Source organism: Bacillus sp. JJ1532 (assembly GCF_036965085.1).
Taxonomy (GTDB): Bacteria; Bacillota; Bacilli; order Bacillales; family Cytobacillaceae; genus Cytobacillus.
The window spans coordinates 26565-47460 of the sequence record NZ_JBALOW010000039.1; the positions used below are offsets into that span (position 1 = coordinate 26565).

General features: G+C 36.9%; 20 protein-coding genes. 19 read left to right on the forward strand and 1 reads right to left on the reverse strand.

Going from position 1 to position 20896, the window contains the following annotated elements; translation table 11 throughout:
• The first annotated feature begins 831 nt into the window (after positions 1 to 831).
• From V7122_RS25770 to V7122_RS13900, 10 genes are all read left to right on the forward strand, one after another.
• Positions 832 to 2469, forward strand: coding sequence for a helicase-related protein (locus V7122_RS25770; protein WP_438824786.1), 1638 nt, complete (start codon positions 832 to 834; stop codon positions 2467 to 2469).
• Positions 2470 to 2763: 294 nt separating this feature from the next.
• Positions 2764 to 3414: a spore coat protein gene (locus V7122_RS13860; protein ID WP_438823983.1), complete on the forward strand. Its 651-nt coding sequence runs from the start codon at positions 2764 to 2766 to the stop codon at positions 3412 to 3414.
• 189 nt (positions 3415 to 3603) lie between these two features.
• Positions 3604 to 4770: an ABC transporter substrate-binding protein gene (locus V7122_RS13865; protein ID WP_335484757.1), complete on the forward strand. Its 1167-nt coding sequence runs from the start codon at positions 3604 to 3606 to the stop codon at positions 4768 to 4770.
• Positions 4771 to 4795: 25 nt separating this feature from the next.
• Positions 4796 to 5680 (forward strand): branched-chain amino acid ABC transporter permease, encoded by an 885-nt coding sequence (locus V7122_RS13870; RefSeq protein ID WP_335345439.1) that lies wholly within the window; start codon positions 4796 to 4798, stop codon positions 5678 to 5680.
• Between the two features lie 4 nt (positions 5681 to 5684).
• Positions 5685 to 6665 (forward strand): branched-chain amino acid ABC transporter permease, encoded by a 981-nt coding sequence (locus V7122_RS13875; RefSeq protein WP_335345449.1) that lies wholly within the window; start codon positions 5685 to 5687, stop codon positions 6663 to 6665.
• Entirely contained in the window at positions 6637 to 7410 is a 774-nt protein-coding gene (locus V7122_RS13880; protein WP_335345438.1) for an ABC transporter ATP-binding protein, read from the forward strand. Before V7122_RS13875 ends, V7122_RS13880 begins: the two co-directional genes overlap by 29 nt.
• A complete protein-coding gene (locus V7122_RS13885; RefSeq protein WP_335527209.1) occupies positions 7403 to 8113 on the forward strand; it encodes an ABC transporter ATP-binding protein in 711 nt (236 codons plus the stop codon). Before V7122_RS13880 ends, V7122_RS13885 begins: the two co-directional genes overlap by 8 nt.
• Before the next feature lie 179 nt (positions 8114 to 8292).
• Positions 8293 to 10626, forward strand: coding sequence for a xanthine dehydrogenase family protein molybdopterin-binding subunit (locus tag V7122_RS13890; RefSeq protein ID WP_335527211.1), 2334 nt, complete (start codon positions 8293 to 8295; stop codon positions 10624 to 10626).
• On the forward strand, positions 10613 to 11446 hold the full coding sequence (locus tag V7122_RS13895) for an FAD binding domain-containing protein (RefSeq protein WP_335527213.1): 834 nt from the start codon (positions 10613 to 10615) through the stop codon (positions 11444 to 11446). The genes V7122_RS13890 and V7122_RS13895 overlap by 14 nt, the downstream gene beginning before the upstream one ends.
• Positions 11447 to 11461: 15 nt before the next feature.
• Positions 11462 to 11929 carry a (2Fe-2S)-binding protein gene (locus V7122_RS13900; RefSeq protein WP_438824787.1) on the forward strand — a complete coding sequence of 156 codons (468 nt, stop codon included), beginning with the start codon at positions 11462 to 11464 and terminating at the stop codon, positions 11927 to 11929.
• Between the two features lie 191 nt (positions 11930 to 12120).
• On the opposite strand, the gene V7122_RS13905 is transcribed toward V7122_RS13900, so the two are convergent.
• Positions 12121 to 12576 carry a hypothetical protein gene (locus V7122_RS13905; protein WP_335527217.1) on the reverse strand — a complete coding sequence of 152 codons (456 nt, stop codon included), beginning with the start codon at positions 12574 to 12576 and terminating at the stop codon, positions 12121 to 12123.
• A gap of 145 nt (positions 12577 to 12721) precedes the next feature.
• Here V7122_RS13905 and V7122_RS13910 point away from each other — a divergent pair, with 145 nt between their 5' ends.
• The 9 genes from V7122_RS13910 (at position 12722) to V7122_RS13950 (ending at position 20892) form a co-directional block, all read left to right on the forward strand.
• Positions 12722 to 12997, forward strand: a complete 276-nt coding sequence (locus V7122_RS13910; protein ID WP_335345448.1) for a hypothetical protein — start codon at positions 12722 to 12724, stop codon at positions 12995 to 12997.
• Positions 12998 to 13078: 81 nt separating this feature from the next.
• Positions 13079 to 14533: a spore germination protein gene (locus V7122_RS13915; RefSeq protein WP_335527219.1), complete on the forward strand. Its 1455-nt coding sequence runs from the start codon at positions 13079 to 13081 to the stop codon at positions 14531 to 14533.
• Positions 14523 to 15623: a GerAB/ArcD/ProY family transporter gene (locus V7122_RS13920; protein ID WP_335484748.1), complete on the forward strand. Its 1101-nt coding sequence runs from the start codon at positions 14523 to 14525 to the stop codon at positions 15621 to 15623. The genes V7122_RS13915 and V7122_RS13920 overlap by 11 nt, the downstream gene beginning before the upstream one ends.
• Positions 15607 to 16722, forward strand: coding sequence for a Ger(x)C family spore germination protein (locus V7122_RS13925; protein WP_335527221.1), 1116 nt, complete (start codon positions 15607 to 15609; stop codon positions 16720 to 16722). The genes V7122_RS13920 and V7122_RS13925 overlap by 17 nt, the downstream gene beginning before the upstream one ends.
• A 75-nt stretch (positions 16723 to 16797) precedes the next feature.
• The gene (locus tag V7122_RS13930) at positions 16798 to 17307 is read left to right on the forward strand and encodes a DUF3189 family protein (RefSeq protein WP_335484769.1); all 510 of its coding nucleotides are present in this window, start codon (positions 16798 to 16800) and stop codon (positions 17305 to 17307) included.
• 142 nt (positions 17308 to 17449) lie between these two features.
• Entirely contained in the window at positions 17450 to 18772 is a 1323-nt protein-coding gene (locus V7122_RS13935; RefSeq protein ID WP_335527245.1) for a DEAD/DEAH box helicase, read from the forward strand.
• Between the two features lie 2 nt (positions 18773 to 18774).
• Positions 18775 to 19362, forward strand: a complete 588-nt coding sequence (locus tag V7122_RS13940; RefSeq protein ID WP_335527222.1) for a branched-chain amino acid aminotransferase — start codon at positions 18775 to 18777, stop codon at positions 19360 to 19362.
• Positions 19363 to 19439: 77 nt separating this feature from the next.
• Positions 19440 to 19850: a DUF1259 domain-containing protein gene (locus V7122_RS13945; RefSeq protein ID WP_335527224.1), complete on the forward strand. Its 411-nt coding sequence runs from the start codon at positions 19440 to 19442 to the stop codon at positions 19848 to 19850.
• A 127-nt stretch (positions 19851 to 19977) separates the two neighbouring features.
• The gene (locus tag V7122_RS13950) at positions 19978 to 20892 is read left to right on the forward strand and encodes a DUF1002 domain-containing protein (RefSeq protein WP_438824785.1); all 915 of its coding nucleotides are present in this window, start codon (positions 19978 to 19980) and stop codon (positions 20890 to 20892) included.
• Positions 20893 to 20896: the final 4 nt, after the last annotated feature.

Consider the following 20896-nt stretch of genomic DNA (forward strand, 5'->3'; position numbering starts at 1 on the left):
GATATAGCATTATATTTGGGCAGTAAAGATAAGATGCCAGCTTATGAAGACTATGTTTTAGAAAGAAGTAGCTATATTAATCAATTATGGTTAAATGTCTGGTTAAATAAATCTACCGGGAGCGTGTCTAGACAGACAAAAAAGGATTATTTAAAAGGGAAAGGTTACGAAACTGAGAATGTAGACAAGAAATTAATAAACCATCTCTTCCGAACTCAAATGCGTACATATAAGCCATTTCATGCGCTTGAATGGTTAAACAAGAAATGGGAAGCAGAGGAAATAAATTGGGAAGTGAAATATAGAGAAGCTAGGGAAGACTTTTTACAAAAAGAAGAAGAAAGGCTACTGCATGAATCAATTCAGAATTTCCAGGAAAAATTCATTCAGGAAATAGAATGCATNNATTTATATGTAAGACACTTCATTTCCTTAAACCTTATAAAAGATCTGCAAAGCGAAGTAAAGTATAAAAAGATTGACACAATTGCACTCGAAGAAAAACTTAAAATGATCGGTGTTTTCGATCCTGCTGATTATACTTATGTCAGCGATTTTTTTGAAGAATTAACAGGGGATATTCACAAAACCTCTCATTGGGGTCGCCAGTATTTTGAATACGAAACTTATTTTGATCGATATTTACAGAAAACAGCAAGCTATTTAAAAGATTTAATAATGGATATGGGAATAAGTAAAATGCAGTATAAAGAGTTTAATCTCTCAAAATCATTTATTCAGTCCATTGCAGATGAAATACTTGCTGAAACTAGTGAAGAATTGGCCTTACACTTTATCGAGTTTGCCCAGCAGGAATATATTAATGATCTTATGAAGCTCGCAAAAATTCCATTTGATTTAACTAAGCATAAAGAAATATATCAAGACGATCTAGCGAACCTACAGCGAAGATTAGAAGAAGAAAAAGCAGAAATCGAGAGAAAAAAAGAAGAGGAAAAGCGCATCATCAATGAAATATTCGGACAAGAATATCAGCCTTCTATTAGAAGAAATATTCGTTTTGTTCTGCATATCGGGGAAACAAATACCGGAAAAACACACCATGCACTAGAAAAAATGAAAGCAGCTTCAAGTGGACTATATTTGGCCCCGCTGCGCCTTCTTGCTTTAGAAGTATTCGATAAACTGAATGAGGAAGGTACACTTTGCTCTTTAAAAACAGGAGAAGAAGAAAAGATTGTAGCTGGTGCCAGCCATATATCTTGTACAGTCGAAATGTTTCATGAAAAGGATTTTTTCGACTGTATTGTGATTGACGAAGCACAGATGATTACTGATAAGGATCGAGGGTTTTCGTGGTACAAGGCCATAACAAAGGCAAACGCAAATGAAGTGCACATTATCGGCAGCAAAAATGTAAAAGAAATATTACTTGAGCTGCTTGGTGATTCAAGCATTGAAATCTTCGAATACACCCGAGATGTCCCATTAGAAGTAGAAAAGAGGGAGTTTAAATTTAGCCGTGTTGATAAAGGGGATGCTTTAATTTGTTTTTCAAGGAAAAAAGTTCTTGAAACAGCATCAAGACTGGAAAATTCGGGACACTCGGTCAGTATGATTTATGGAAGTATGCCACCTGAAACAAGAAAAAAACAAGTTCAGCGGTTTAATCATGGAAAAGCTTCAATTATTGTTTCAACTGATGCGATTGGAATGGGATTAAACCTCCCAATTAAAAGAGTCGTTTTCTTGGAAAATGAAAAATTTGATGGACAGAAAAGACGGCTCCTTACATCCCAGGAGGTTAAGCAGATTGCCGGGAGAGCTGGAAGAAAAGGCATTTACGATGTAGGTAAAGTAGCTTTTGTCACCAATATTAAGAAGATGTGGGATCTGCTCGTTTGCGAGGATCAGCCCATTCAAACTTTTTCTGTAGCACCAACAAGTACTGTTTTTGAACGGTTTCAAACCTACTATCGCGATCTCGGAACCTTTTTTGAATTATGGGATAAATTTGAAAGTCCAAAGGGGACGAAGAAGGCTTCTTTATCAGAAGAAAGAGAGTTGTATGAAAAGATCCGCGGCTCAGAAATAGAAGCAAAACTGTCCATTATGGATCTATATGGTTTTCTTCATTTGCCTTTTTCCAAAAAGGAGCCTCAATTAATCTGGCAGTGGGAACAAACGATGTTAGCCATTATTGATGGGGCTGAGTTGCCAGAACCGCTTTTAAAGAATCGCAACTTAGAGGAATTAGAGCTTTCATACAAAGCGATTGGTCTCTATTTGTTGTTTTTATATCGGTTAGATCGAAGAACCGAAGCCATTTATTGGGAGCGGATCCGAGAGCAAATTAGTGATAAAGTACATGACAGATTACGAACCGATGTGAAAAATATGGCAAAAAAATGCCGAAGCTGCGGCAGGAAACTAGAATGGGATCATAAGTACCAAATTTGTGATCAATGCCATGAAAGAAAATATCGGCGCCACTCTTTACATTATTAAAATGCTTAGCTTTCGGCAAAAGATATTCCGAGAGCTAAGCATATTTTATCAATTACTGAATGATGACTATCTCTTCAAACAACTCGTATAGGGTTAAGTAGTGAGTAGCTCAAGGCTTAAGGACTACTTTAATACATTCATCCTCATGATTATTAAAAATACTATATCCATGGCTCGCTTCGTCCAATATACGGTACATTCTTTTCCAGCAAAACAAAATTAACTCGTAAAAAAGGAATAAAAATAAATTTCGGTTGCAAAATAATTTTGATTTAATATGAGGGAGGAATTTGAATGCAAATGCAAAACCAAAATCAGCAACAAGGTCAAATGCATCAAAATATGCATACCGGCATGGTTAATCAACAAATGAATCATGGGGGACATGAGGTTTTTGATGTCCATGAGGTATTATCCGGAACTGTTGGTGTTTTAGACCAATACACCCTTTTACGTCCCCATGTAAAAGATCAAGAACTAGGAAGCATACTTGATAGACAACATCAGTTTATTACTCAGGAATATAATACAACCGTTGACTGCTTTAAATCTGGTCAAGATCCAGCAGTGCCAACACAGAGCTATAAAATGACACAAGAGAACGATTTTGTTTATGGGCTGAAGCCTTCTCAGCCAAAAAAACCGTTAAATTCGGCATCAGAAGTTACAGACGCATGTATTTCTGGGCTAATGCTTGGTGCTCATAAGGCGATGGCTGGATCAAAAGCAATGGCAGCATGTGAAGTGACAAATCCAGTTGTCCGCCGCGTCATAGCTGACTCTGTGCCTAATTGCATTGAAATGGCTTATGAGCTTTCGATTTATCAAAATAAAAATCATTACTATCAAGTTCCACAGCTTGCTTCACAAGATATGCAGCAGCTGTTAAATGCTTATGCTCCCGCCCAAATGAATGGGATGCCGAACAATAATACTACACACTAATAATAAATATTTTTTAAAAAGGTGATTCTTACAGATAGAATCACCTTTTTTGCTGTGAAAATGTTATTCCAAAATAAAAACGCTTTCATTTTCAAACAATTCCAATAAATCTATTTACAATGGCTATTAAGTAGTATTTAATAGAGATATGTTTTTAATATTTTCAGAAAATAGGGGGAAAAGAAAAAAATGAGAAAAGCAATTAGAAAGCCTTTTCTAGCAATGGCCGTACTCATGCTAGTTTTATTATCAGCATGCAGCGGCAAAAGCACAGATACAGCAGGTGATAGTGAACCTTCTAAAGATGGAGGCGGAGGCCCAGTAGAAGCAAAAATTGGCGTTATTTCCTATATGACAGGACCTGGTGCTGCTTATGGGGAAGCCATAACAAGCGGATTCAAATTAGCCCAGAAAGAAATTAACGAAAAAGGCGAAGTTAAAATTGATTTAGTTATTGAAGATTCTGCAGGCAAGCAGGAACAAGCTTTATCTGCCGCACAAAAGCTAATGAGCGATGATAGCATTGTTGCACTATTAGGACCAACTTTAAGTACAGAAATGAATGTAGTAGGTCCTGAGGCTGACTTGAATGGTATTCCAATTATGGGTACTTCGACTACTGCTGAAGGAATTCCACAAATTGGAGAATATGTATTCAGAAACTCCATCCCTGAAGCACTAGCAATCCCTGCCTCAATTCAAAAAGCAGTAGATAAATACGGTGCAAAAAAGGTTGCAATCCTTTACGGAAATGACGATGTGTTCACAAAGTCCGGTTTTGACACAATGGAAAAAGTAGCAAAAGACATGGGTCTTGAAATTACGACCATTGAAACGTTCCAAAAAGGACAAGCTGATTACAATGCACAATTAACAAAAATTAAAGGTCAAAATCCTGACTTAATCTTGGCATCGGCACTTTATAATGAAGGTGCTGTCATCATGGACCAAGCTAGAAAAATGGGAATTGATGTTCCTTTTGTTGGCGGAAATGGGTTTAACTCTCCACAGGTTATTGAGATTGCTGGCGATGCTTCTAACGGGCTTATCGTTGCAACTCCATGGTTTGGGGAAAAAGACGATCCTAAAGTACAAGGCTTTAACGAAAAGTTCGAAGCAGAATACAAAAAGAAGCCTGACCAATTTGCTGCACAAGCATATGACGCACTTTACATAATGGCAGAGGCATTAAAAAATGCTGGAGAAGCAGATCGCGATAAGCTAAAGGATGCCCTTCTTGAAATTAAAGACTTAGAAGGTATTTTAGGAAAGTTCTCATTTGACGAAGACGGTGACGTTGTCATGGAACCGACTGTATTAATCATTGAAGATAAAAAGTTCAAAATCTTTGAATAATTTTTGAAGCAAAGGGTGAGATGTTTTGCTACTAGAGCAGCTTATTAACGGAATTACATTGGGAAGCATCTATGCCATCGTCGCCCTAGGTTTTACTCTTGTTTTTGGTGTTTTAGGCATCATTAATATGGCACATGGCGAAATATTTATGTTTGGAGCCTTTATCGGAGTAATTGTTACAAGTACATTAGGATTGCCAATATGGGTGGCATTTTTAGCGGCAATTATTGTAACAGCTATACTAGGTTATATGCTTGAACGATTTGCACTGCGTCCATTAAGGGGAAAGCAAGGTGTTTCTCACCTTGCTCCTTTAATTAGTACAATCGGAGCATCTATTTTACTAGAGAATTTATCACATCACCTTTTTGGTGCTGGAAATCATCCTTTCAAAAATGCCTTTTCTGAAATTAACTTTCAAATTGGTTCCATCACCATTTATTTAGTTCAAATTTTGATTTTTGTTATTTCTGTTATTTTGATGATGGTGCTATCTTATTGGCTATTAAAAACAAAAGCTGGAAAAGCTCTTCGGGCAACTGCAGAAAATATTGAGACTGCCAGCATACTTGGAGTTAATACGAAAAGAATTATCATTATGACAGTCGTTATTGCTTCTGCCATGGGTGGAATTGCTGGAATCCTTGTTGGGATGGCCTTTAACTCTGTCAATCCGCAAATGGGGTTATCAATGGGCTTAAAGGGTCTCGCGATCATCATTTTAGGTGGTATGGGAAATGTAAAAGGTGCAATGGCTGGCGGGCTATTGCTCGGACTATCTGAAACATTAGTTGTCGCGTATGGAGATTCTGGCTATCGTGATGCAATCGCATTTATTACGATCATCTTTATCCTATTACTACGGCCTCAAGGCTTGTTCGGCCAAAAGACAACAGCAGCAGGGAGGTGACATGATGCTAGGAGAATTAATCAATCCATATTATTTACAAGTAGGTTCCTTTATTCTAATTAATATTATTCTCGGGCTTAGTATTTATGTCACTCTTTCATCAGGACAGTTATCTCTTGGGAATGCAGGCTTTATGGGGATTGGCGCTTATACTTCTGCTTTGCTGACACTTAATTTTGATGTTCCGATTTTCATCGGTGTTATTGCAGGGGCGCTTGTTGCCGGATTATTTGGACTTGTAGTTGGAATCCCATCACTTCGTCTTCAAGGAGTATATTTAGCTATTGCTACTTTAGGATTTGGGGAAGTAATCCGTGTATTCTTTGTTAACTGGGAATCCGTAACAAAGGGTGCCGTTGGAATTTCTGGAATTCCTCAAATTGGCCGTGAAGTTTTTAGAGTATTAAAGGATGCTGGATTTGACCCCGCTATCTTAGGCTTGAAGAGTAATCAATTTGTTTTCTTAGTTGTTTTTGTCATTCTATTAATTATAAATATTCTCGTAGTCTGGTTTATAATTAGGCAGAATCATTCCAGAGTTGGCCGTGCATTTGCCTCTATTAAAATGGATGAAAAAGCAGCAGAATCAATGGGTATTAATATTACTTACTATAAAGTATTGGCATTTGTCCAAGGTGCCGTTATATCAGGCTTTGCAGGTGCATTATTTGCTCACGTTATGGCGTATATTAGTCCGGCTGATTTTTCATATCATCGTGCGGTTGAAATTCTTATTTTTGCCGTGTTTGGCGGCAGCGAGGTAATTGTCGGGGCCATTTTCGGAGCCACCTTTATGACCTTAATGCCTGAGGTTTTGAGATTTATTAGTGAATATCGCTACATGATTTACGGGTTAATACTAATTTTAATGATGGCGTTCCGTCCACAAGGAATTATCGATAATAACGTATTAAATTGGTTTCAAAAGTTAAAACGGCCAAAAAGGGGGATTGAACATGGTTCTGGAAATCAAAAACATCTCTAAAAATTTTGGCGGTATTTCAGCATTAACTGATGTTACCTTCACTGTTAAGGAAGGCGAGATATTTGGTTTAATCGGTCCAAACGGAGCTGGAAAAACAACTATGTTTAATATGATTACGAACCTTTTTCCTCCAACTTCTGGGGAAATAACCTTTACGGGGGAAACGATCACTGGAATAAAGCCGCATTTAATAACTGAAAAAGGAATCTGTCGAACGTTTCAAAATATCCGTCTTTTTCCGCAAATGACTGCTTTAGAAAATGTGATGGTCGGCGGGCATTGCCGAATCAAATCGGGAGTTTTTAGCAGCGTTCTGCGGACAAAGTCCCAGAAAAACGAGGAAAGACAACTGCGTGAAAAAGCTAAAGAATTGCTGGATTTGGTTGGTTTAACAGATGAGATCGAAACAGACGCTGAAAATTTAGCTTATGGTCAACAAAGAAGACTTGAAATTGCCCGTGCCTTAGCCAGTAATCCAAAGCTGCTGCTGTTGGACGAACCAGCTGCTGGAATGAATGAAACTGAAACAGCGAGCCTTTTCGATTTAATTAAAACGGTTCAATCAATGGGAATAACGGTTCTAATTATCGAACATGATATGCCGCTTGTTATGAAGCTTTGCGATCGAATCATGGTTTTGAATTTCGGGAAAAAGCTTGCAGAGGGGACACCGTTAGAAATACAAAATAATGAAGCGGTAATCGAAGCCTACCTCGGATCAGAGGAGGATGAAGAAAGTGCTTAAAGTTACTAATATTGAAACGTTTTATGGAAAAATACAAGCATTAAAGGGAATTAATTTAGAAGTAGAGCAGGGGAAAATTGTTACATTGCTCGGAGCAAACGGAGCAGGGAAAACAACGACAATGAAAACGATTGCCGGGTTATTAAAGCCTCAATCTGGAAAAATTGAGTTTCTGGGTGAGGATGTGACTGGCTTAAGACCTGACCAACTTTTAATGAAAGGAATATCCCTTGTTCCTGAAGGCAGAGCCATTCTTGGCAGCATGTCTGTAATGGAAAACCTTGAAATGGGAGCTTACCAGCGAAAGGATCATGAAATCGTAAAGGATATTGAAAATGTTATGGATCATTTTCCGATTTTACGAGAAAGAAAGGACCAGCTAGGCGGAACACTTTCCGGCGGGCAGCAGCAGATGCTGGCGATCGCACGCGCCTTACTTTCACGGCCAAAGCTGCTTCTTCTTGATGAGCCTTCGATGGGACTTGCTCCATTAATTGTAGCGGATATATTTAAAATTATTAAAGAAATTAAAGACGAGGGAACTACTGTTCTGCTTGTTGAACAAAATGCCAAGCAAGCATTGAAAATTGCTGACTATGGGTATGTCATGGAAACCGGGAAAATCATCATCAGCGGCAAAGCTTCTGATCTTTTGGCAGACCCGCGTGTTGTTGAAGCATACCTTGGTAAGAAATCAAGTTAATAATTATCAGAGACTCCGATATGTATCGGGGTCTTTTATTATGCCTGTCTTTTTAATTAAATGAAGCTTTATTACAGAGGAGTAACATCTTTTCTTCACTCGTTTCATAAATTTAATACCGTGACTAGGAAAATAAACTCTTCAGTAAATTTTCGGATAGTGAAGGGAATGAATAGATTATGGAAATAATCGGAAAAGGTTTTTATCGGAAAGATTCCTATGAGAAAGTAACTGGTAAAGCAAAATATACAAATGATATGGAAAGGAATGATATGCTGCACGCCAAAATGATAATCAGTCCTTACGCCCATGCAAAGATTAAAGCGATTAATACTTCCGAAGCAAAGAAAATTCCAGGGGTCCGAGCAGTCATATTAGGTGATGGCTTTCCGCTTACCGGTGAAGAAATTCGAGATAGACCGCCAATTGCTGTTGATCGAGTTCGATATCATGGAGAAGTAGTTGCATTAGTTGTTGCTGATTCCCCCTTTATTGCTATCCATGCAGCAGAAGCCATAACAGTTCAATATGAGCCGATGCCAGTCGTAAATTCCCCAACCGAAGCACTAGAGCCTCATGCACCCATCCTTCATGAAAACCTAGGACAATACGAAAAGATTCCAAGTGCTTATCCTGAACCAGGTACGAATGTCGCTAACCGCACAAAAGTACGTAAAGGAAATATTTCACAGGGCTGGTCAGAAAGCACAGTATCAGTCGAAGGTACATTTTCTTTCCGACCATCAGATCATGTCGCAATGGAAACGAGATGTTCATACGCTCAAATTCACGGGAATGGCGATATTGAAATTACATCCTCATCTCAAGCCCCTTTTATGATTAAAAGAATGATAGGAGAATACTTCGGAATAGAAAATGGCAAAATCATCGTCAATACGCCATTAGTAGGGGGGGCATTCGGAGGTAAGGCTTCCATTCAGCTAGAGATTCTATGCTATATTGCCTCAAGGGCAGTAGGCGGCAGGCTAGTGAAAATTCAAAATACAAGGGAGCAGGATATTCTTACATCCCCTTGCCATATCGGTCTGGATGCAACTGTAAAACTGGGCTGTACAGAGGATGGGACTCTAAAAGTGGCTGAGATCCTTTACTTATTTGATGGCGGGGCATATGCAGACAAATCTGCCGATCTTAGCAGAGCCGGGGCAGTTGACTGTACTGGCCCCTACAATATTAACCATATTTGGTGCGATTCCTTATGCATGTATACGAATCATCCGTATGCTTCTCCATTCCGAGGATTCGGACATCCCGAAGTCCATTTTGCTTTCGAAAGAACGATGGATATGTTAGCAAAAAAACTTAATATGGACCCACTAGAATTACGAAGCCGGAATGCGATCTTGCCAGGTCATACAACCCCAACACAAGTTCTCTTAAATTCCAGCAATGTTGGTAATCTTCCAAAATGTATATCAAGACTAAAAGAGTTAATTCATTGGGATGAAGGGCAAATCATTGAAACTGGGAAAAATAAAATAAGAGCAAAAGGAATTAGCTGTATATGGAAAACATCCACCATAGATACGGATGCAAGCTCAGGAGTAATTTTAACCTTTAATCAAGATGGAACAATTAATTTAATTTCTGGGGTAGTCGAGATCGGAACAGGGACAAAAACCGTATTAGCGCAAATGCTGGCAGAAATAATGAAAATGGAAATGAAAGACATTCATGTCCAAATGACTGTCAACACCCAAAGTACGCCAGAGCACTGGAAGACGGTTGCAAGCCGAGGAACATTTATGGCTGGAAGAGCACTAGTAGAGGCAGCTGATGATGTCATCAGCCAATTAAAAAGACTTGCTGTATTTCTGTTGCGATCCCCCGTGGAGGATTTGGAGGTTGGTTACGGATTTGTTTATCTGCGTGATGATCCTAGTATAAGGATTCCAATTAAAGAAATAGCATACGGCTACAAATTTCCAAATGGAAATACGATTGGCGGACAAATCATTGGACGCGGCACTTATACATTAAGACATATTTCCTATTTGGACAAAGAAACAACTGCAGGGAAGCCTGGACCAGAATGGACCGTTGGAGCACAAGGTGTTGAAGTTGAGATGGATATGAGCAATTATACTTACAAAATTTTGAAAGCCGTATCTGTCATTGATGTTGGGAAGGTATTAAATCGAGAAACTGCTTTAGGACAGGTGAAGGGTGCGATGAGCATGGGACTTTCCTTTGGCGGCAGGGAAACGTTTGTTTTTGATTCAATTGGGAGAGTGCTTAACCATCAATTCAGAACGTATCGTCCCATCCGATTCGGAGAGCATCCTGAATACATTGTAGATTTTGTTGAAACTCCTCAAATTGATGCACCATTTGGAGCACGAGGAGTTGGCGAGCATGGATTAATTGGAATGCCTGCCGCACTTGGAAATAGTCTATCTGCAGCACTTTCAACTCCGATAAACTATTTACCTTTAATACCTGAATTACTTTGGAGAATGAAAGAAGGGGGTGCTGCCGGTGGTACAAACTGATATTGAATACTATAAACCAAAGAGCTTGAAGGAAGCCATTGAATTGTTTTATCAATTAAAGCATGAAAATAAACAGCCCATATATTATTCCGGAGGCACAGAAATTATCACGTTCCGAAGATTAAATCTCATTCATACGGGAGCAGTCATTGATATAAAAGGAATACCCGAATGCATGACTCACGAATTGGATGCAAATTTTTTAATTACTGGGGCGGCACTTCCCTTAACTTTTCTAGAAGAAAAAAACTTTTTTCCATTATTGAGTAAGACCTCTCAAGGTGTGGCGGATTACACAGCTCGAAATAAAATTACTTTAGGCGGAAATATTTGTGGGCAAATTTTTTATCGAGAAGCCGTTTTACCATTTCTATTAACGGATAGCCTATGTGTTATAGCTGGTCATGAAGGAGTGAAAAGTCTCCCTATTCATATGGTTTATAACCAAACTCTTAATCTTTCGGAAGGCCAGCTTCTCGTTCAATTGATAACAGAGAAAAGTTATTTGGAAATGCCTTATCTTTCAATTAAAAAAAGACAGCAATGGGAGACAGGATATCCATTAATAACCTTTGCAGCACTTAAAAAGGATGATCATGTAAGAGTTTCATTTAGCGGTTTATGCCCTTTTCCATTTCGTTCATTAGAAGTTGAAAGAGAATTGAATAATCAGGAAGTGTCGATAAATGAGAGAATCGATAATTCTATTAAGTATTTGCCAAGCCCAATACTACATGATATCGAAGGGTCAAAAGAATATCGTTTATTTGTTTATAAAAATACAATGATGGATGTTCTAATAGAGTTGGAGGAGAAATAAGTGGATATCTCACCAATTAACCGATTTAATGTTGCTCTTAATATAAATGATGAAATCTATCAAGTAGAAATAAGACCATTTAGCACCTTATTAAGTATTCTCCGACTTCAATTAGGACTGACAGGTGCAAAACCAGGCTGTCTAAATGGAGATTGTGGTGCATGTACAGTTATGATAGATGGACTTCCATATAAATCATGTATCATCCTAGCTATCGAAGCAGCAGGAAAGAAAATAATAACGATTGAAGGGTTGAAAAATACCCCCATCCAACATGCATTTATTGAACAATTTGCTTTTCAGTGCGGGTATTGTACTCCTGGTTTCATAATGAATTGCCAAGCATTGATTTCAAAAGATCAGAATCCTTCAAAGGAAACCATTAAGGAATGGCTTTCTTCTAATATTTGCCGGTGCACAAGCTATGAGGAAATTGAAAAAGCTCTTTTGTCTGTCATAGAACATAATAATAGAAATGAATAAAGAAATTAAAATTAAAAGGCATGGCTATGGAAGAGATGTTCATAGCCATGCCTTTCATTATTGTAAGTCTGATTCTTTTTGCTGTGTAAAAAAGAAGATGAAAATAACGATAGAGAGGACAAGGAGAAATCTTCCACCCTCTGAAAGCCTGATTACAGGTAAATCAGTTAACGGCATACCCACCATTCCCTTCAAATGTTTCTAAAAATTGTTGGATCAACAAAAAAATACTTCGTTACTATTTTTTTATAAAATTTATATTCCCGTTTTAAGCATGGCAGTGTAGGTTCATGTTTCGGCGATCCGAAAATCGGACCACTTACGACAATTGAGAACCTGCTTGAACCTATGAACACACCAACAATCCGAATCTCATCAATAATTAAAAGAACTGCAACAATGACATCAACAACGTCTATTATCGTATTTACAAATGGCTCATCACGAAATTTACTTTCCAAGCGAGCTCTTCCAAATATTGGACCACTTAAAGAAAGACTAAATTCTCCTGGGTTAACGAAAACACCAACAAGTGTAATTTGACCAGTCAATAATAAAAAAGCAGTAACTAAATTAAGATCCCGTTGGAGGGAAGCGATGAGTTGAAGATCTTTTTGAAGTTTTGATTTATTTTGCAATGTGCCCACACCCTCCCAAGTATTTTATTCAAACTTTACCTAAATGTTAATTATTATGAAAAGTATTAGCATAAATTCATCATGATGCTGTGAATTTCACCTTCTGTATAAATAGGAAATAAAAGGAGAACTTATGGATAAGGTGGTGGTATCAATCGATTTTCCTACAATTCACACGAATTTTTGGGATGCGGTCATAGCAATTCCTTCAATTATCATAATCACGCAGCTAATCAAGATTTTTTTTAAAACGCCGAAAAAGTTTGTTCCTTTGATTGCCATTTTACTTGGTTTCGGAATTTCCATTTTTATTAGCCATAAAAATAATCTTCTTGCTGGCCTATTTATGGGGTATTTTTATGGATATGCTGCAATTGGAAGCTACGCTTCCTTAAAAACTTCATTAATAGCCTTTAGGAAAAACAAATAGATTTCATTTTTTAAAAGGACAAGCCATGATAACGAATAATTTGATGAAAATAAAATTTGAATTTGATTGGCAGGGATATAAATGCGTGGACACAGAAACAATCTAATGGATCAGATAAAAGAAACATTTATCGAATCAAGTGATTTTTCATTTAAAACTCTGTATGTCAAGGATTCGACAATTGATATTTTGTTTTTTTCAAGTTTAGTCTCAAACGAGAAATTAACAGAAACATTCATCCCTTTATTGACAAGACTTGAGGGTTATCTTTTTCAAGAATATCTGCATAATATTAAAAGGATTCAAACAAAAGACTTTCAAATAGCTGTAGATATGCTTCTAAGAGGCCATATCGGGATCCTAACTGCAACGAAGGATGAAATATTCCTTGTAAGTATGACGGAACCTGTACAAAGATCGATAGAAGAGCCAAAGTCCGAATTAATTGTTCGAGGTGCCCATGAAGGATTTGTCGAAAGATTAAATACTAATCTTCATATGATTAGAACACTTATAAATAATAGAGATTTAGTCGTACATTTAATAGAACTGGGAACGAAAACAAAGACGAGAACAGCAATTATTTATCGAAATGACATTGTCAATCAGGAGATATTAACGGAAGTAAAGAGAAGACTTTCTTATATGAATATCGAGACAGATGTAATCATTAGCCCAGGCTTTATTGAGGAATTTATTGAGGACGATCCGTTCACTGTATTTCCGCAAATATTGTACACAGAAAGACCTGATCGTGTTGGGGACAACATCATGGATGGCCGAATTGCCATTATGACTGAAGGAAGTCCCGCTGCATTAATTGTTCCCGTAACTTTTTTCTCTTTTTATCAATCACCTGATGATTATAATAGCAGGTGGACTACGGCTACCTTTATTCGATTATTAAGAATGATCAGCTTTGTAATTGCCATCACTTTCCCATCTATTTATATTGGAGTGGTTTCCTTTCATTTGGAAGTATTGCCGAATGAGTTAATAATTCCCATGCAAAATGCAGTTGAAGATATACCATATCCACCCATCATTGAAGCTTTTATTATGGAGTTAACAATTGAATTAATTCGTGAGGCAGGAATTAGGCTGCCTACTCCTATTAGCCAAACCATTGGCATTGTTGGTGGATTAGTCATCGGTGACGCTGTAGTAAAAGCAGGAATCGTATCTAACATAATGATCGTTGTTGTTGCGATAACTGCCATTTCATCTTTTGTCGTCCCATCGAATGAACTAAGTGCAGCTGTGAGGTTATTAAGGTTTCCACTTATGCTTATTTCAGCAACATTTGGATTCATTGGCTTAGTGTTCGGTTTTATATTAATTCTGATAAAACTATGTAAGCAAGAATCATTCGGTGTACCATATTTTTATCCAGTTGCCCCGTTTAGAGTTAATGGACTAAAGGATTCCTTTGTTCGGTTGCCTTTATGGTTAATGAAAAATCGCCCTCAAGACACTATGACAAATAGACAGAAAAAAATTAATTGGGTCAGAGGCTGGGACAAAGATGAAAAATAAAACAAAGAAAATATCGCCTGCCCAGCTTTTCTTTATCATTATTCAAACCCAAATAGGAGTGGGTATTTTTTCTTTACCAAATACGATGGCTAAGGCATCTAAAATTGATGGCTGGATCTCGCTTTTCCTCGGCGGCATCGTTGTTCAAATTTTTATTATGCTCTATTATTTTATTATGAAAAAATTCCCAAATAAAAAAGTAAAAGAAATTGTAGAGCTAATATTCGGGAAAAAAATGAAGATAATATTCGAAATTGGACTTTTGCTTTATTCAATTATTGTAAGTGTCCTGATTCTTAATTTATATACAAGAATGCTTGATAGATGGGTTTTACCGGAAACACCTAACTGGATCCTTTCCTTAATCATGGTTGTAAGTTGTTATTTTTTGGCGAAAGAAGAAATACGGGTTATTGCAAGATTTTATGTAATCGTATCTCTGTTTCTATTTATCTTTATAGCATTAATCATTTATTCGCTTAAGGATGCAAATATTTATTATATACTGCCAATTGGAAGCTCTGGCTGGAAGGACATTTTATTTGGCACGAAAGATGTCATTATTGCTCTGCTTGGATTTGAAATTATCATGTTTTTAACTGCTATGACTTCAGGAACTTTAGAGTTAAAAATTAAATTCATTACGGCTTCAAACATAGTCGTGACATTATTCTACTTATTAACAACTATCGCTTGCTTCTTGTTTTTCAGTCCGGCTGACATCCTATTAATACCAGAACCATTACTTTATTTAATAAAAGCCTTCTCATTTAAAATTATTGAGCGGACGGATCTTCTCTTTTTATCTTTATGGATTGTTTTGGTTTTCACGTCTTTTGTTTCCTATGTCTTCTGGGGTGCTGAATGTATAAAAGGCATCTTTAACAGCGAAAAATCTTCTAAAAATACATTCATTATATTAGCGATCATTTTTTTCGCGGCACTATTGCCATTAGATACTGAACAGTCAATGAATCAATTTAGTAAGTATGCTTCATATGCAGGATATATGATTATTTCCATTCCAATGGTCCTTTTACCGTTTGTTCTATTTAGCCGAAAGGGGCAGCAGCATGCGAAAGATAATTAGTGTATTATTCCTTTCAATTCCTTTGTTAACAGGCTGCTGGGATCAAAATTTATTAAAGGATGTAAGCTTGATTAACAGTTCTGCATTTGATATGGAAGATACCGATAAAATTTCAACTACTGTATCCATTCGAGCTTTACAAGGCTCCGAAGTGACGGGTGTGCAGAAGGCCAAAACCGAAACATTTACAGAAATTAATCGTACACCTCGTGGAGCACGTGACTTAATTGATCTGGAAGTGTCAAAAAAAATCGATGCATCCAAATTACAGGTTCTTCTAGTTGGAGAAAAGCTTGCAAGAAAAGAGTTCTACTCGACTCTAGACGTTTTCTATCGAGATCCCAAAAGTGCTTTAAATGCCAAGGTAGCAGTAGTAAAAGGAAAAGCTAAAGAAGTCATAAAATTAGGGAGTGAAACTGATTTATTAGTAGGTGAATATCTTTCAGATTTATTAACAAGTGCCGAGGAGGCGACTATGTTGAAAAATAATGATATCCAATCGATTGGCACAATCATCTTAGATCCAGGCCAAGATATAACTGTTCCAGTCATTCATCGTATTGATCATAAGACTGCCAAAGTAATGGGGGCTGCATTGTTTGACGGCAAAAATTACTCAGGAATGGATTTAAATAAGGACGACTCGATCCTATTTCAACTGTTAAAGGGCAATCTTTCTAAATTAGCGAGACTAACTATGAAGGTCAACGATACGGAAAGTATTAAAGATTTTATTACGATTGATATTTCAGACGTAAATAGAAATTTATCGATTGAAGCGAAGAGCCCTTCTGCTATTCATGTTCATTTAAGCCTTGAATTAAAAGCAAAAGTAGTAGAATATCCACAAGATGTTTTGGATTCACAAAAGGAAATTCATAAGCTTAATAGCATTCTCTCAAAAAAGCTGACTGACCAAGCACAAAAAGTAACACAACAGCTGCAAGAAGCAAATTGTGACGGGTTAGGTATTGGGAGAAGAATGATCGCTCTGCATCATAAAATATGGAAAAAGCTTGATTGGCACTCTGTGTATCCAACTTTAACTTTTAACACAGATGTGAAAGTAAAAATCATCCAAAAGGGGATAATTAATTAGTTAATGAGCAGACTTGGAATATTTACATATTACATGGAAATAATAACAGCAGGACTTATTAGAAGGATGATCAAAATGATCTATGTATATAATGATTTCGGCGGCACACATACTACATCACTTGCTGCATCCTACCATTTACAAAAGCTTCCGACAAATCGGGTGCTAACTAGGGAAGAAATTTTAAATGTTCCGTATTTTAATAAGCTTAATAAGTCGGATGCTGGAAAGTTTATTTTTCATGGTAAAGATGAAGATGGACATTCTGTTTATACTTTAGGAAGAAGATCGTCTAAGCTTGTTGTTCCGGCATTAAAAAATCTATATCAATTACTCGAGGAACGGTTTCAAATAGATGAAAAAATTATTTTTTCTAACACGTCACCAACAGTACCTTTTGCTATGACAATGGGAGGTTTTTTTTCAAGAGGGTTAAAAATCGATTTTATTGGTGTACCCTTATTAGTCGCTGGAGCAAAGAAATCGTGTCTAAATATCCATAAGCTAGTAGAGACTACTAAACAAATTGGAAGCAGCACCCATTCCAAGGTAACTGTAATTGAAAATAAGAACTTTCAGGCGTAAAATAACAAATTCCAGAAGAAAAACAGACTATAATTTTGAATGTCTGTTTTTTTGTTTGCTATTCCTAAGAAAAACGAGCAAAATGAAAAAGATAATAATTCCACGAGCAGTTTAGAAAGTAGGGAATACTTTGCCTAAATTTATGTCATTAGGTATTTCGAAAGGTTTATTCGAAACATTACAACAATACGGTATCACTAATCCAACACTTATACAAGAACAAGCGATTCCTTTTGCATTAGAAGGAAATGATATCATTGCTCAGTCCGAAACGGGATCGGGGAAAACGCTTGCCTTTATATTGCCAATCATTGAAAAGATTGAACCATACTCCTCAACTATTCAAGCATTAATTGTTACACCCACAAGGGAATTGGCACTGCAAATTACAGATGAAATTGAGAAAATAATTTCAAAAATAGATGGAGTAGAGGTTTTAGCGGTTTACGGCGGGCAAGATGTGGACAAACAGCTGAAAAAGCTTAAGAAAAATGTTCAAATTGTTGTTGGTACACCAGGGCGATTAATAGACCATATTAGAAGGGATACCGTGCAATTATCTAATGTTTCTTATCTCGTTCTCGATGAAGCTGATCAAATGCTTCATATCGGATTTCTAAAAGAAGTTGAAGACATTATTAAGGAAACCCCTGCTGAACGTCAAACAATGTTATTCTCTGCGACCGTCCCAGCGGAAATTAGGAAGCTTGCTAAAAAGTATATGAGGGATCCAAAATACATCCAAATAGAGAAAAGACAAGGTCCAGCAAAAAATATAAAACAAGTGGCCATTCACACAACTGACCGCGCGAAACAAGGAACGCTTATTCAACTAATTGAAACTCATCGACCATACTTAGCCGTTATTTTTTGCCGAACGAAAAGAAGGGTCAGCAAACTATTTGAAGAGCTCAAATCAAAAGGGTATAACTGTGACGAACTACATGGCGATATTTCACAAGCAAAACGGGAGCAAGCCATGAAACGCTTTAGGGATGCAGAAACTCAATTCCTCATTGCAACGGATGTAGCAGCACGAGGTCTTGATGTTGATGGTGTGACCCATGTATATAATTATGATATTCCTCAGGATCATGAGAGCTATGTTCATCGGATTGGCAGAACCGGCAGGGCAGGAATGAATGGCCTGGCTATTACCCTATACTCATCAGCAGATAGAGGAACTCTTGATCTCATTGAAAAAGAGCTTAACATTACAATCAAAAAACAAAATATAGGCAATACGGATAAAAAGGATGAGGATAAAAACCGTTCGAAAACTAATCAGGATAGAAATAAGGATAGAAATAACTGGGGAAAGCCAAGAAAAAAACAAAATGATCGTGAATCAAAACAGTCCACAAAATCAAAAAAACACAATTCAAAAGCAATAATGGAGCCAAAACCATTCAAAGGGAAGCCTTCCAAAAAGAAACGTCCAACTATGAAACAAAGGAGAACGTGAACATGCTAAAGTCAAAATTTAAAGAACTTATGTTAAAAGAACAGCCAAATATAGTCTTATTTAAGGAAGAAATAGACTATGCCAAGAAACAGCAACTGATTACTGAAGAAATGATTGTTACAGAAAAAAATGATGCTTCACTATTCAACGATGCTTATATTGAACGCAGTAATAAGGAAACAGAAGAACTGCTTGCTGAAGAGTCGTTGGATTTTTTTGATCAGCCTCTTAACTATTTGCATACCCATAAAAATGAGTTTATTTACATTGAATCAAGCCGTTTTAATAAAGTGGGTACAGATTCGTTATGTATAGAAGTAGATGATGTCTTTAGTACATATGAAGCTATGTTAGGTTTAAAGCTGCAGAAGAAGCATGAAAAGTCCATTAAAACCTTTTTAACAAATGAATTAAAAGGGGAGGCAAAATTTAGTTTACTGTTTTCTCAAGCCGATGGATTATGGGATTTCAATTTTGCACTTAATGGTGTGGAAGGCTTTACAGAAGAAATGACAATCGGCGAAGCATGCAAGCTGATTTATCTTTTTCTATTTAAGCTCTTAGAGGCGGTTGAAGATCATAATCAATAAGGAAGAATTCAATAATAAACATATTTCATAAATTTTTATTCTCATTCATATGAATCTTCTAAATGAGGAGGGTTCATATGAATGACATAAAGGTGTTATGCGATCAATTTGCAAAAATATTTAACGGAAAAGGGAAGTTTAACAAAGGTGTTTGTTCTGTAGAAATGCAGCGCGATTTTAAAGCATCAGTTCAAGGGCGTCCAACATCATCAGTTGTACCAGCAGGCTTTTCATTTGAGGCATTAGATCAGAATGGAAATGCCTTAAACCTGGCGGAAATGGCAATTTTAGAAGAGGAAATCCCAGCCTTTATGCATGCGGTTGTCTCACAGGGAATTATCGTCAGCGCCTTACACAATCATTGGATTTTTACAAAACCAAATATCCTCTATATACATTTGCAATCCGTTGAACCACCACTGAGCTTTGCAAAGAAACTTGCCTATTCCTTTCATGCTTTAAAAAGTCATCCTATTCAAAATGAATGAATCTTTATATCTAGGACAAGAATTTTTTCATCATGTGTGTTAAAATTTCTGCATCGCTATATTTGTCATTAAATCGTATAGCTGATAGATTGCTATAGTAATTCAAAATTAAATGGAGAGTGTATACATGTTAAAGAATTTAACGAAATGGATGATGATGGGATTCGTTTTTTTATTTGCAGCAAATCTCGGAACAATTGCACTCGCAGCTAATGGTAGCAATGAAGAAAGTATCAATGAAAAATTTGGACTTCCTATCGTTGTATATGGGGAAAAATTATCCTCTGCCCAAAAGGATGAGGTACGAAAATTACTGGGCGTAAATGACACGAGTAAAGTAACTGAAATAACGGTGACTGGAGATGATTTAGTCACCTATATTAAAGGGGACAAGCGTGCCAATATGTATTCTTCTGCAAAAATCACCCGAAAAGAAGCGGGTGAAGGGCTTGTCATCAAACAAGTTACCCCCGAAAATATAACCGAAGTAACAGATGAAATGTATGCGAATGCGCTATTAACTGCGGGGATACAGGATGCAATAGTAGAAGTGGCATCTCCAGTGAAGGTTTCAGGACACTCGGCATTAGTCGGTATTTATAAAGCCTATGATGAAGGAAATGGCGAAGGTTTAAATACAGAGCACACCGAGGTTGCCAATGAAGAGCTGAACCTTGCCACTCAATTAGCAAAAAAGGAAGGCATGGATCAAGATAAGATTACAGAGCTTTTGACAGAAATCAAAAAAGAGATTGCCAACCAAAATCCAGCAACGAAGGAAGAAATTGAACAAATCATTAATGATCAATTAAAGACATTGGAAATCCAACTGAGTGAACAAGATCGTCAGCTGCTTATTGATTTATTCGAAAAAATGCGCAGTTTAAATATTAATTTTGACAATGTTCAATCTCAGCTCGAGGATATTTCAAAGGATATTAAGCAGCGCATTGAAGATGCTGTAGGTGATAAAGGGTTTCTGCAGGCTATTTCCGACTTTTTTAAGAATCTAATCGACAGTATTAAAAGTATATTTTCATAAAATA